Consider the following 13,463-nt stretch of genomic DNA (forward strand, 5'->3'; position numbering starts at 1 on the left):
CAAGTTCCCTAAACCACTGATACGGTCAATACAAACGAAACCACATTACCCTGACATTAACTACTTCGGTGCCAGCTCACGTAAATGCCGTGCGACCGCAATCCAAGCACCGATATACCCCAAGAGCACTGCCCCAAGCAACAATGACAGACCATCGGCTGCCGGCACGCCGGCCAGGGCAAAATCGCTGCCGTACAAACCGGCAAGCCCCACCACCGCGTCGTTCAGCCAGTTCAGGCCAAAAGCCAGTACGCCCCAGGACAAAATTCCCGCACCGAAGCCATACAGCGCGCCCATGTACAGAAAAGGCCGACGCACATAGCTGTCCGTGCCGCCGACGAGTTTAATCACTTCTATCTCGGTGCGGCGGTTTTCAATATGAAGACGAATGGTATTGCCTATCACCAAAAGTAATGCAGACACCAGCAACACCGTCAGGCCGAACACAAACCGGTCGCCCAGCTTGAGAATCGCGGCCAACCGCTCTACCCAGACTAGATCAAGTTGTGCCTGTTGGACCTTCGGCAGCTCTGCGAGTTTTTGTCGCAGGGCTTCCAGGGTGGTCTTGTCGACCTCGTTCGGGGTGACCAGCACCACGCCCGGCAGCGGGTTTTGCGGCAACTCCTTGAGCGCCTCGCCCAGGCCGGACTGTTGCTGGAACTCTTCCAGGGCTTGATCGCGGCTGATGTACTCAGCCTCGGCCACACCCGGAATGCCCTTGATCTGGTCGCGCAGGGACTCACCGTCCTGGGCGCTGGCATCCAGGTTCAGGTACAGGGAAATCTGCGCCGCCCGCTGCCACGAACCGCCAAGGCGCTCGACATTGTTCAGCAGCAATGACAAGCCCATGGGCAGGCTCAAGGCCACGGCCATGACCAGGCAGGTAAAAAAGCTGCCGATCGGCTGCTTGCCGAGGCGGCGCAGGCTGTCTACCAGGCTGGCACGGTGGCTTTCGATCCAGGCATGCACCAGGGTGCCGAAATCCGGGCCATCGTCTTCGTCGCGTTTTTTCTTCTGTGGCTGCGGGTCGGCCGCCTTTGGCGCGACGCGCTCGGAAACCTTCGGGCTGCGTGTTGCACTCATACCCCAGCCTCCCCGTCACCGATCAGGCGGCCGCGTTGCAGGGTCAGCATGCGGTGGCGCATGCGGGCGATCAGCGCCAGGTCGTGACTGGCGATCAGCACGCTGGTGCCCAGGCGGTTGATGTCTTCGAACACGCCCATGATTTCTGCGGCCAGGCGCGGGTCGAGGTTACCGGTGGGTTCGTCCGCCAGCAGCAAGGCCGGGCGATGGACGATGGCGCGGGCGATGCCGACGCGCTGTTGCTGGCCGGTGGACAGGTCGCCTGGGTACAGGTCGGTCTTGTCCGACAGCGCCACGCGCTCCAGGGCCGAATCCACGCGCTTGACGATTTCGGCCTTGGACAGACCGAGAATCTGCAACGGCAAGGCGATGTTGTTGAACACCGTGCGATCGAACAGCAACTGGTGGTTCTGGAACACCACGCCGATCTGGCGGCGCAGGAATGGAATCTGTGCGTTGCTGATGGTTGCCAGGTCCTGGCCCGCCAGCAGCAGTTTGCCGGTGGTTGGGCGTTCCATGGCCAGCAGCAGGCGCAACAAGGTACTTTTACCGGCACCCGAATGGCCGGTCACAAACAAGAATTCGCCGCGACGCACCCGGAAACTCAGCTCATGCAAGCCGACATGCCCGTTGGCGTAGCGTTTACCGACCTGTTCGAAACGAATCATGAACGCTCCCGCTCGGCAAACAGTGCCTGTACAAAGGGTTCGGCTTCAAAAGTGCGCAGGTCGTCGATGCCTTCACCGACGCCGATGTAACGAATCGGCAACCCGAACTGCTTCGCCAGGGCGAAGATCACACCGCCCTTGGCCGTGCCGTCGAGCTTAGTCAATGCCAGGCCGGTCAGCTGGACCGTCTGGTGGAATTGTTTGGCCTGGCTGATGGCGTTCTGGCCGGTACCGGCGTCCAGCACCAGCAACACCTCGTGGGGCGCGTCGGCGTCGAGCTTGCCGATCACGCGGCGAACTTTCTTCAGCTCTTCCATCAGGTTGTCTTTGGTGTGCAAGCGACCGGCGGTATCGGCGATCAGCACATCGATGTTGCGCGCCTTGGCGGCCTGCACCGCATCGAAGATCACCGAGGCCGAATCGGCGCCGGTGTGCTGGGCGATGACCGGGATCTTGTTGCGCTCGCCCCAGACCTGCAATTGCTCCACGGCGGCGGCACGGAAGGTGTCACCGGCGGCGAGCATGACTTTCTTGCCTTCCAGTTGCAGCTTCTTCGCCAACTTGCCGATGGTGGTGGTCTTGCCGGCGCCGTTGACGCCAACCACCAGGATCACAAACGGCTTTTTCTGCGTATCGATGATCAGCGGCGCTTCCACCGGCTTGAGCATGTTGGCCAGCTCGGCCTGCAGCGACTTGTAGAGCGCATCGGCGTCGGTCAGCTGCTTGCGCGCGACCTTCTGGGTCAGGCTCTGGATGATCACGGCGGTGGCTTCGACGCCCACGTCGGCGGTCAGCAGGCGGGTTTCGATGTCCTCCAGCAGCTCGTCATCGATGGTCTTTTTGCCGAGAAACAGGCTGGCCATGCCTTCGCCGATGCTGGCGCTGGTCTTGCTCAGGCCTTGCTTGAGGCGGGCAAAGAAACCGGTCTTGCCGGTTTCGGCAGGAACAGCAGGCTCTTCGATGACTGCTGGCGCGGCGATGGCGACCGGAACAGGTTCGGCAACCATCGGTGCAGGCACCTCAACCACTGGCGGCGCTTGGACCACAACGGGCGCAGGCTCCACGAGGGCCGGAATCGGCGGCGCCACATGCTCGGCCTGCTCGTCTTCAACCAGCGCTACAGGCTCTTCTGCCACCGGCAACACCAGCCATGGCTTGTGCTCTGGCTCTGGCGCAGGTTCTGGCTCAACCACCGGCTGCAACACCGGCTCGGCCATCGGCAACACCACCGGGGCCGGTGTTTCGGCAACCGGTTCGGCTTCTACTATGGATTCGGGGATCGGTTCAGCTTGAACCTGCGGCTGTTCGACGACGGTTTCCTGCGGCTTTTTGCGCAGCCATCCGAACAGGCCTTTTTTCTCGCCAGCCGCAGCTGGGGTCTTCTTGTCGTCGTTGGAACCAAACATGGAGACGGCTATCTCAAGGTAGCGACGCGCCAGGGGGCGTGCCGGTAAATAAAATTCGATGCGTAACAGACTGTTTTTTAGCCAGCTCGTTCATGCGCAACATTTTGTAAGGCCTAAATAGAGCCTTAACAAGACAGCCATAGTGGCCGTCCCTAGGTCGGACCAGTATCCTAGCACCTCCTCGCCCGCCGACGCTAAGACCAAGCGGGCAGCCCAACAGGTTTAAAAACGAATGAATGCTCTAGCCCGCCGCGCCGCAGGCCTGCTGCTCAGCACAGTTTGTCTGCCCCTTTCAGCTTTGGCTGCCGACCCACAACCCACCCATGAATTCACCCTGGACAACGGCCTCAAGGTCGTCGTGCGCGAAGACCATCGCGCCCCGGTGGTGGTTTCGCAGGTCTGGTACAAGGTGGGCTCCAGCTACGAAACCCCGGGCCAGACCGGTTTGTCCCACGCCCTGGAACACATGATGTTCAAGGGCAGCGCCAAGGTCGGCCCCGGCGAGGCTTCGTTGATCCTGCGTGACCTGGGCGCCGAAGAAAACGCTTTCACCAGCGACGACTACACCGCCTACTACCAGGTGCTGGCCCGTGACCGCCTGGGCGTCGCCTTCGAGCTGGAAGCCGACCGCATGGCCAGCCTGCGCCTGCCGGCCGACGAGTTCAGCCGCGAGATCGAGGTGATCAAGGAAGAACGCCGGATGCGCACCGACGACAACCCGATGTCCAAGGCCTATGAGCGCTTCAAGGCCATGGCCTACCCGGCCAGCGGCTACCACACCCCGACCATCGGCTGGATGGCCGACCTGGACCGCATGAAGGTTGAAGAGCTGCGCCACTGGTACCAATCCTGGTACGTGCCGAACAACGCCACCCTGGTAGTGGTGGGCGACGTAACCCCGGATGAAGTCAAAACCCTGGCCCAGCGCTATTTCGGCCCGATCCCCAAGCGCGACGTCCCTCCGGCGAAAATCCCGCTGGAGCTGGCCGAGCCCGGTGAACGCCTGCTGACTATGCATGTACAGACCAAACTGCCGAGCGTGATCCTTGGTTTCAACGTGCCGAGCCTGGCCACCGCTGAAGACAAACGCTCGGTCAACGCCCTGCGCCTGATCTCGGCCCTGCTGGACGGCGGCTACAGCGCGCGCATCTCGACACAACTGGAGCGCGGCGAAGAGCTGGTGTCCGGCGGCTCGTCGAGCTACGACGCCTACACCCGCGGTGACAGCCTGTTCACCCTGACTGCCACACCGAACCTGCAAAAGAAAAAGACCGTGGCCCAGGCTGAAGCCGGCCTTTGGCGCCTGCTGGATGAGCTGAAGGCCAAGCCACCGAGCGCTGAAGAACTGGAGCGTATCCGCGCCCAGGTCATCGCCGGCGTGGTTTACCAGCGCGACTCGATTACCAGCCAGGCCACTGCCATCGGCTCCCTGGAGACGGTGGGCCTGTCCTGGAAACTCATGGACACCGAGCTGGCCGAGCTGCAAAGCGTCACCGCCGAAGATATCCAGAAAGCTGCACGCACCTATTTCACCCGCGAACGTCTCAGCGTCGCCCATGTCTTGCCTGAGGAGACCGCTCATGAGTGAACGTAAAAACAACCGCCTGGTGCTGCCCGGCCTGATCGTGGTGACTTTGGCTGCGGCATGCGCGGTGTACTTGCTGCGCCCCAGCGAATCCGTCGCCAGCCAGGCGCTGGAGCAGGCCAAGTCCGCCAACAAGCTGCAATCCCTGGCCGAGCTGGACGACAAGGCGCCGACCAACCGCAAGCTCGACGTGCAAACCTGGACCACCGCCGAAGGCGCCAAGGTGCTGTTCGTCGAAGCCCATGAACTGCCGATGTTCGACATGCGCATCCTGTTCGCCGCCGGCAGCAGCCAGGACGGCGCAACACCAGGCCTGGCGCTGTTGACCAACGCAATGCTCAACGAAGGCGTGCCGGGCAAGGACGTCAGCCAGATTGCCGCCGGTTTCGACGGCCTGGGTGCTGATTTCAGCAATGGCGCTTACCGCGACATGGCGCTGGTTTCCCTGCGCAGCCTGAGCGCCAGCGACAAGCGTGACGCCGCCCTGTCACTGTTTGACGACGTGATCGGCAAGCCGACCTTCCCGGCAGACTCTCTGGCGCGGATCAAGAACCAGTTGCTGGCGGGCTTCGAGTACCAGAAACAGAACCCCGGCAAACTGGCGAGCATCGAGCTGTTCAAGCAGCTCTATGGCGACCACCCTTACGCCCATCCGAGCGAAGGCAACGCCGAGAGCGTGCCGAAGGTGACTCTCGCGCAATTGAAGGACTTCCACGCCAAGGCCTACGCCGCCGGCAACGCAGTGATTTCCGTAGTCGGCGATCTGACCCGCGCCGAAGCCGAAGCCATGACCGCCAAGGTTTCCGCGTCCCTGCCAAAAGGCCCGGCGCTGGCGAAAATCGCCCAACCGGTCGAGCCCAAGGCTGGCACCACCCACATCGAGTTCCCGTCCAAGCAGACAACCCTGCTGCTGGCGCAACTGGGTATCGACCGTGCCGACCCGGATTACGCCGCGCTGTCCCTGGGTAACCAGATTCTCGGCGGCGGTGGCTTCGGCACCCGTTTGATGAGCGAAGTGCGCGAGAAACGCGGCCTGACCTACGGCGTATACTCCGGCTTCTCGCCGATGCAGGTACGCGGCCCGTTCATGATCAACCTGCAAACCCGCGCCGAAATGAGCGCCGGCACGCTGCGATTGGTGCAGGACGTACTCGCCGACTACCTCAAGACCGGCCCGACACAGAAAGAACTCGATGACGCCAAGCGCGAACTGGCCGGCAGCTTCCCGCTGTCCACCGCGAGCAACGCCGATATCGTCGGGCAACTGGGCGCCATGGGTTTCTACAACTTGCCGCTGAGCTACCTGGAAGATTTCATGAAACAATCCCAGGCGCTGACCGTTGACCAGGTCAAAGCTGCTTTGAACAAACATTTGAGTGCCGACAAGATGGTCATCGTGACCGCCGGCCCGACGATTGCGCAAAAGCCACTACCGCCCCCCACTGATAAACCCGCCGAGCAACCGCTCGGGGTTCCGGAGCATTAATGGCCCGTCCATCCCGCCCCAAAAAACCTGTCCACAACGTTCACAACGGTGTGGGCCAACTGCGCATCATCGGCGGAGAGTGGGGCAGCCGTAAGCTGAGCTTCCCTGATGTCGTGGGCCTGCGCCCGACGCCAGACCGCGTGCGTGAAACCCTGTTCAACTGGCTCGCGCCGTATATCGCCGGGGCCAAGGTGCTGGACCCGTTCGCGGGTAGCGGCGCGCTGTTCCTGGAGTCGCTGTCCCGTGGCGCGGCGCTGGGCCAGGCGCTGGATGCCAGCAATGTGGCGGTCGCCAGCCTCAAGGAACACCTGGGCACCCTGCGTTGCACCACCGGGCAAGTGCAGACGGCTGATGCGTTGCGCTACCTGGAAACCCAGGAAGCCCGTGAGTTTGACGTGGTGTTTCTTGATCCGCCGTTCAACCAGAATCTGCTGCCGACTGTATGTGCGCTGCTGGAAGAGCGTCAGTGGTTGGCGCCGGATGCCTGGATCTACACTGAAAGCGAAACCGCACCGTCCACACTCGGCCTGCCGGGCACGTGGCGCCTGCACCGCGAGCAGAAATCCGGGCGGGTGTATTACGCGTTGTGGCAACGTACGACACAAAGCTAACCCTGTGGCGAGGGAGCTTGCTCCCGCTGGGCTGCGCAGCAGCCCCAAAGCAGGCGACCGAGTTTTCTGAGAGATTGAGGGGGCGGTTTTAGGGCCGCTTCGCGGCCCAGCGGGAGCAAGCTCCCTCGCCACAGCAAGCTCCCTCGCCACAGGTTGCTCATCCGCTCTGCCACCTGCCGCGAGAACCATCGTGTCAAAAACGCCCGACCGCTTCTCCCCCGCCTTCGGCCTCGGCAACCCGCACCTGCAAACGTTGTGGGGACCGCTGTGGCGCAAAACCACGCACATCGAACGCCAGCGCGAACGGCTGTGGCTGGCAGACGGCGATTTTCTCGACCTCGACTGGCATGGGCCCCATGACGCAACCACCCCGCTGGTGCTGGTACTGCACGGGCTGACCGGCTCGTCCAACTCGCCCTATGTAGCCGGCCTGCAAAAAGCCCTCGCAACCCAAGGCTGGGCCAGCGTCGCGCTGAACTGGCGTGGCTGCTCCGGCGAACCCAACCTGCTTGCCCGCAGCTACCATTCCGGCGCCAGTGAAGACCTGGCCGAAACCATCGTTCACCTGCGGGCCAAGCGCCCGTTGGCGCCGCTGTATGCGGTGGGGTATTCACTGGGCGGGAATGTGCTGCTCAAGTACTTGGGCGAAACCGGTGAAGCCTCCGGGCTGCAAGGCGCGGCCGCCGTGTCGGTACCGTTTCGCCTGGATCAGTGCGCCGATCGCATTGGCCTGGGCTTTTCTCGGGTTTATCAGAAGCATTTCATGCGCGAAATGCTGGCCTATATCCGCGTCAAACAAAGCCGGTTTCTCAAGGATGGCCGCGAGGCAGGCCTGAAAACCCTCGCCGACCTGGGCTCGCTGGAGAAGATGCGCACGTTCTGGGACTTTGACGGCCGCGTCACCGCGCCGCTGCACGGGTTCCTCAGTGCCGAGGACTACTACCGCCGCGCCTCCAGCCGCTACTACCTCGGGGGCATTCGCACACCAACCCTGATCATCCAGGCCGCGGACGACCCGTTCGTGTTCGCCCACAGCCTGCCCGAGGCCAGCGAACTGTCGGATTGCACCGAGTTCGAACTGCTGGCCAAGGGCGGGCATGTCGGGTTTGTGGACGGCTCATTGAAGCAGCCAACTTACTACCTGGAACGGCGAATCCCGGAGTGGCTACTGACACAACGCCGATAAAAATGTGGGGGCTCCCACACTTTGGATCAGACCGGGTCAGGCAGACCTCAGTCGCCTGTTGCAACTTCCCGCTTTGGATCAGTGATCCACTCGCTCCACGACCCCGCGTACAACTTGCCCAACGGGTAACCCGCCAGGCACAGCGCAAACAGGTTGTGGCAGGCAGTCACGCCGGACCCGCAGTAGGCCACCAGGTCATCCGGCGAGCGGTCTTGCAGCTTGGCGGCGAAGCGTTGCTTGAGCTGGTCCGCCGGCAGGAAACGGCCGTCGCTGCCCAGGTTTTCATTGAATGCGGCACATTGCGCGCCGGGGATATGCCCGGCAACCGGGTCGATCGGCTCCACTTCACCACGAAAACGCGGCTGGGCGCGGGCGTCGATCAGGGTCAGGCCGGGCTGGCCAAGGCGTTTCTGCAGGTGTTCGGCGTCCAGTTGCAAGTGGTTGTCCGGCGTGCCGCTGAAGGTGCCGGGCTCGATCACCGGCGCATCCAGGCTCAACGGGAAGCCCGCCGCGTGCCAGGCTTTCAGGCCGCCATCGAGGATGAACACACCGTCGCGCTTGCCCAGCCAGGCCAGCAGCCACCAGGCACGGGCGGCATAGGCACCCGGGCCGTCGTCATACAAAACGATATCGCTGTCGGCGTTAACGCCCCATGCCCGCAGTTGCCGGATAAACGCATCCGGCGCCGGCAACGGATGGCGACCGGTCACGCCCTTGATTATCGGCCCGCTGAGGTGGCGCTCCAGGTCGGCATACTGCGCCCCTTCGATATGCCCTTCGGCGTAGCTGCACAGGCCGTAGTCCGGGTCTTCCAGGGCAAAGCGGCAATCGAGGATTACCAGCCCGCCGGACTTCTGGCGCTCGGCCAGTTGCTGGGGGCTGATCAGTTGGGCAAGCGGCATGACTGACTCCTGTGGCTAGGTTAGCGTTCGGGAAACATCCTACTTCACTTCTTCCAGCGCCTGATTCAACGGCACGTAAAACTCTTTGAACAGTGCATCCACCGCGTCCTTGGCCTTGGGGGTGATAAACCCGGCTTCCAGCACCAGCACCTGATACACCCCGCGCTTGATCGCCTCGGCGCTCAGGTGCGTGGACTTTTCATTGGTGGTGCACAGGAAGCGCACCCACGAGGTGAGGATGATCCAGGCGTTGAGGGTCAGGGCTTCGGTTTGTACCGGGTCCATGTTCAGGATGCCGGCATCGACAAAACCCTGGTAGATGGCTGCGCCCTGGATCAGGCAACGCTGGGAGAACCGCCGGTAGCCGGTGGCCAGCTCCGGGTCGCTTTCCAGCAGGTGTTCGAGGTCGCGGTGCAGGAAGCGGTAGCGCCACATGCCGGCCAGCACCGCCTGCAGGTAGAAGCGCTTGTCTTCCACGGTCACCGCACGGCCCTGGGGCGGGCGCAGGAAGCTGTCCACCAACGCTTCGTACTCACGAAACAGCACTGCGATAATCGCCTGCTTGTTGGGGAAGTGGTAGTACAGGTTGCCCGGGGAAATTTCCATATGGGCAGCGATATGGTTGGTGCTGACACTGCGCTCGCCCTGCTGGTTAAACAGCTCCAGGCTGGTTTGCACAATGCGCTCGCTGGTCTTTACTCGTGGTGCCATGGGAAATCAACTTCTAGACCCGTGATGGCGGCATCTTACGGACTATCCTTGTCCGGATAAATCGGCACGTTGTGCAATGTTATTTGACAATTTAGAGCAATGACTCTAAAAACTGAAGCATTCCAATAACAATCGGGAACTTCGCCATGTCTGCCAACGTTGCCTACCTGCAAGATTCCCAGGCGCTGGACCAGCTCCAGGAACTGTTCGACGCCCAGCGCCAAGCCTACGCCGCCAACCCGATGCCGCCGGCCGCCCAGCGCCAGCAATGGCTCAAGGCCTTGCGCGAGCTGTTGAGTGACGAGCGCCAGGCGCTGATCAACGCCATCAGCAGTGATTTCAGCCACCGCAGCGCCGACGAAACCCTGTTCGCCGAACTGATGCCCAGCCTGCATGGCATTCACTACGCCAGCAAACACCTCAAGGGCTGGATGAAACCTTCCCGCCGCGCTGTAGGCATTGCCTTCCAGCCCGCGTCCGCCAAGGTCATCTATCAACCCCTGGGTGTGGTCGGGGTGATCGTGCCCTGGAACTACCCGTTGTACCTGGCCATCGGCCCGCTGGTGGGTGCATTGGCGGCCGGCAACCGGGTGATGCTCAAGCTCAGCGAATCCACCCCCGCCACCGGCCAGTTGCTCAAGGCGCTGCTGGCGAAGATCTTCCCCGAGGACCTGGTGTGCGTGGTGCTCGGCGAGGCTGAAGTGGGCATGGCGTTTTCCAAGCTGCGCTTCGACCACCTGCTGTTCACCGGCGCCACCAGCATCGGCAAGCACGTGATGCGCGCGGCGGCCGAACACCTGACGCCGGTCACCCTGGAACTGGGCGGCAAATCACCGGCGATTGTTTCCGCCGACGTGCCGCTCAAGGACGCCGCCGAACGCATCGCCTTCGGCAAGGCGCTGAATGCCGGGCAAACCTGCGTGGCGCCGGACTATGTGCTGGTGCCGGAAGACCGTGTAGACGGCTTCGTCGAGGCCTACAGCAAGGCGGTCCGCGGGTTCTATCCGACCCTGGCCGACAACCCGGACTACACCGCCATCATCAACGAACGACAGTTGGCCCGGCTCAACGGCTACGTGAAAGACGCCACCGACAAGGGTGCCACCCTGGTCCCACTGTACGACCAGGGCCAGGACCGCCGCATGGCCCACAGCCTGCTGCTGAATGTCAGCGACGAGATGACCGTGATGCAGGACGAAATCTTCGGCCCGGTGCTGCCGATCGTGCCGTATCGCGGCCTCGACCAAGCCTTCGCCTACATCAATCAGCGCCCTCGCCCACTGGCGCTGTATTACTTCGGCTACGACAAGGCGGAACAGAACCGCGTACTGCACGAAACCCATTCCGGCGGCGTGTGCCTGAACGACACGTTGCTGCACGTAGCCCAGGACGACATGCCCTTCGGCGGCATCGGCCCGTCGGGCATGGGCCATTACCACGGTCATGAAGGTTTCCTGACCTTCAGCAAGGCCAAGGGCGTGCTGATCAAGCAACGCCTGAACGCCGCCAAGCTGATTTACCCGCCCTACGGCAAATCCATCCAGAAGTTGATCCAGAAGCTGTTCGTCCGCTAACAAACCCATCACCGGGATAACAATAAGAATGAACCCTAGCCTGACTGAATCACCCGCGCTGTCACGGCGCGGCGTCTTGAAACTCGGCCTGTGCGCCAGTGCTTTCCTGGCCACCGCCGGGCTGGGCGCCAGCCTCAGCGGCTGCTCCAGCAGCACCCCGGCCAGCGGCTTTGCGATGTTGCGCAGCAGTGACCTGCCGTTTTTGCGGGCAGTGATTCCGGTGCTGCTGGAGGGCGTGGCCAGCGCCGAGATAGTGGTGGCCGGCATCGACGACACCCTGAAAAAGCTCGACTTCAGCCTGCAACACCTGTCGCCCGAGATGTTCAAGCTGACCCAGCAACTGTTCGACGTCTTGGGCATGGCCATCACCCGTGGGCCCCTGACCGGCGTGTGGGGCAGCTGGGAAAACGCCAGCGGCGAACAGATCCGCAACTTCCTGCACCGTTGGGAAAACAGCTACCTGAACCTGCTGCGCATGGGCCAGGGCTCGTTGCTCAAGCTGGTGATCATGGCCTGGTATTTCCGCCCCGAGTCCTGGGCGCATTGCGGCTACCCCGGCCCACCGAAAATCTGATCTGCATCCCGATAAAAACAAGAGACGACCCTGATGCCCGTACCTGATCTGTTCCGCGATGGCATGGCCCGCGGCTGGAAGACCCACAATGGCGCCGCCCTCGACCAGGACCTGACCCTGGAAGCCGACGTCGCGATCATCGGCAGCGGCGCCGGCGGCGGCACCACCGCCGAAATCCTCAGCGCCGCCGGCTACAAGGTGCTGCTGATCGAAGAAGGCCCGCTGAAGACCAGCAACGACTTCAAGCTGCTGGAAGACGAGGCCTACGCCAGCCTCTACCAGGAAGGCATCGGCCGCATGAGCAAGGACGGCGCTATCACCATCCTGCAGGGCCGCGCGGTCGGCGGCACCACGCTGATCAACTGGACCTCCAGCTTCCGCACCCCGGACCCGACCCTCGCCCACTGGGCCAGCGAGTACGCGGTCAAGGGCCACAGCAGCGCCGAAATGGCGCCCTGGTTCGAAAAAATGGAACAACGCCTGGGCATCGCGCCTTGGGCCATGCCACCGAATGCCAACAATGACGTGATCCGCAAGGGCTGCGAAAAGCTTGGCTACAGCTGGCACGTGATCCCGCGCAATGTGCGCGGCTGTTTCAACCTGGGGTATTGCGGCATGGGTTGCCCGGTCAACGCCAAGCAATCAATGCTGGTGACCACCATTCCGTCCACCCTGGAGAAAGGCGGCGAGCTGCTGTACCTGGCCCGTGCCGAACGCCTGAAGTTCAGCGGCGACACCATCACCAGCCTCGAATGCGTGGCCATGGATCAGTTTTGCGTGGCACCCACCGGCCGCAAGATCACAGTCAAAGCCAAGCATTACGTACTGGCCGGCGGCGGCATCAACAGCCCGGCGCTGCTGCTGCGCTCGGACGCACCCGATCCCCACTCGCGACTGGGCAAGCGAACCTTTTTACACCTGGTGAATTTTTCCGCAGGGTTGTTCGACGAGGTGATCAACCCGTTCTACGGCGCGCCGCAGTCGATTTATTCCGATCACTTCCAATGGCAGGACGGCACTACCGGCAAAATGTCCTACAAGCTCGAAGTACCGCCACTGCATCCGGGCCTGGCCAGCACCTTGCTCGGCGGCTACGGCACGCAGAACGCGCTGGACATGGGTCAACTGCCGAAAACCCACGCCATGCTGGCGCTGCTGCGGGACGGCTTCCACCCCGACAGCCCGGGTGGCACAGTCGAATTACGCGGCGATGGCACACCGGTGCTCGATTATCAGGTTTCGCCCTACGCCTGGGACGGCCTGCGCCGGGCATTCCACAGCATGGCGGAGATTCAGTTTGCCGGCGGCGCCAAGTCGGTGATGCCGCTGCACGGCGATGCGCGCTACGTGAACACCTTGGCTGAAGCCCGCAGCATGATCGACGGGTTGAACCTCGAATTGCACCGAACCCGGCTCGGCAGCGCTCATGTAATGGGCGGTTGCGCGATGGGGGAAGAACCGAAAAACGCCGTGGCCGACAGCCTTGGGCGCCATCATCAACTGCGCAACTTGTCGATCCACGATGGCTCGCTATTCCCCACCAGTATTGGCGCTAACCCGCAGTTATCGGTGTATGGATTGACGGCGCAACTGGCGACGGCATTGGCCGAACGTCTGAAAACGGCCTGAAAAAACCGGGTATTCGCGGTGTCTATAGTGCTTTCTTCTGAATAAGTT

At 62.5% G+C, this 13,463-nt stretch carries 12 protein-coding genes; 7 read left to right on the plus strand and 5 right to left on the minus strand.

From position 1 onward, the window contains the following. Nucleotides 1-60 precede the first annotated feature (60 nt). Genes ftsX through ftsY form a run of 3 tightly spaced genes read right to left on the minus strand, consistent with a single transcriptional unit; the run spans nt 61 to nt 3,157 of the window. Complete coding sequence (ftsX, locus tag HX786_RS21540) at nt 61-1,083, minus strand: permease-like cell division protein FtsX (RefSeq protein ID WP_003213783.1); 1,023 nt, start codon at nt 1,081-1,083, stop codon at nt 61-63. Further along, nucleotides 1,080-1,751, minus strand: a complete 672-nt coding sequence (ftsE, locus tag HX786_RS21545; protein ID WP_003213784.1) for a cell division ATP-binding protein FtsE — start codon at nt 1,749-1,751, stop codon at nt 1,080-1,082. The genes ftsX and ftsE overlap by 4 nt, the downstream gene beginning before the upstream one ends. Further along, complete coding sequence (gene ftsY / locus HX786_RS21550; protein ID WP_178912564.1) at nt 1,748-3,157, minus strand: signal recognition particle-docking protein FtsY; 1,410 nt, start codon at nt 3,155-3,157, stop codon at nt 1,748-1,750. The genes ftsE and ftsY overlap by 4 nt, the downstream gene beginning before the upstream one ends. 232 nt (nt 3,158-3,389) lie before the next feature. Between ftsY and HX786_RS21555 the strand changes: the two genes are divergently transcribed. From HX786_RS21555 to HX786_RS21570, 4 genes are all read left to right on the plus strand, one after another. Further along, nucleotides 3,390-4,745, plus strand: coding sequence for a pitrilysin family protein (locus tag HX786_RS21555; protein WP_003213786.1), 1,356 nt, complete (start codon nt 3,390-3,392; stop codon nt 4,743-4,745). Next, a complete protein-coding gene (locus tag HX786_RS21560; RefSeq protein ID WP_003213787.1) occupies nt 4,738-6,228 on the plus strand; it encodes a pitrilysin family protein in 1,491 nt (496 codons plus the stop codon). Before HX786_RS21555 ends, HX786_RS21560 begins: the two co-directional genes overlap by 8 nt. After that, nucleotides 6,228-6,839 carry a 16S rRNA (guanine(966)-N(2))-methyltransferase RsmD gene (gene rsmD, locus HX786_RS21565; protein ID WP_063026488.1) on the plus strand — a complete coding sequence of 204 codons (612 nt, stop codon included), beginning with the start codon at nt 6,228-6,230 and terminating at the stop codon, nt 6,837-6,839. Before HX786_RS21560 ends, rsmD begins: the two co-directional genes overlap by 1 nt. Nucleotides 6,840-7,029: 190 nt before the next feature. After that, nucleotides 7,030-8,025, plus strand: coding sequence for a hydrolase (locus HX786_RS21570; protein WP_178912565.1), 996 nt, complete (start codon nt 7,030-7,032; stop codon nt 8,023-8,025). Nucleotides 8,026-8,072: 47 nt separating this feature from the next. Here HX786_RS21570 and HX786_RS21575 read toward each other — a convergent pair whose 3' ends face one another. Next, nucleotides 8,073-8,927 carry a sulfurtransferase gene (locus HX786_RS21575; protein ID WP_087693253.1) on the minus strand — a complete coding sequence of 285 codons (855 nt, stop codon included), beginning with the start codon at nt 8,925-8,927 and terminating at the stop codon, nt 8,073-8,075. Nucleotides 8,928-8,966: 39 nt separating this feature from the next. Next, on the minus strand, nt 8,967-9,638 hold the full coding sequence (locus HX786_RS21580; protein WP_003213791.1) for a TetR/AcrR family transcriptional regulator: 672 nt from the start codon (nt 9,636-9,638) through the stop codon (nt 8,967-8,969). 146 nt (nt 9,639-9,784) lie between these two features. Here HX786_RS21580 and HX786_RS21585 point away from each other — a divergent pair, with 146 nt between their 5' ends. From HX786_RS21585 to HX786_RS21595, 3 genes are read left to right on the plus strand one after another with little or no spacing between them, the layout of a single operon-like run. Next, nucleotides 9,785-11,212, plus strand: a complete 1,428-nt coding sequence (locus HX786_RS21585; RefSeq protein ID WP_134327473.1) for a coniferyl aldehyde dehydrogenase — start codon at nt 9,785-9,787, stop codon at nt 11,210-11,212. 28 nt (nt 11,213-11,240) lie between these two features. Continuing rightward, a complete protein-coding gene (locus tag HX786_RS21590) occupies nt 11,241-11,786 on the plus strand; it encodes a twin-arginine translocation pathway signal protein (protein WP_102370105.1) in 546 nt (181 codons plus the stop codon). Between the two features lie 33 nt (nt 11,787-11,819). Beyond that, nucleotides 11,820-13,415: a GMC family oxidoreductase gene (locus tag HX786_RS21595; RefSeq protein WP_134327474.1), complete on the plus strand. Its 1,596-nt coding sequence runs from the start codon at nt 11,820-11,822 to the stop codon at nt 13,413-13,415. Nucleotides 13,416-13,463: the final 48 nt, after the last annotated feature.

It is taken from the genome of Pseudomonas sp. 21615526 (assembly GCF_013386245.1).
Lineage (GTDB): Bacteria > Pseudomonadota > Gammaproteobacteria > Pseudomonadales > Pseudomonadaceae > Aquipseudomonas.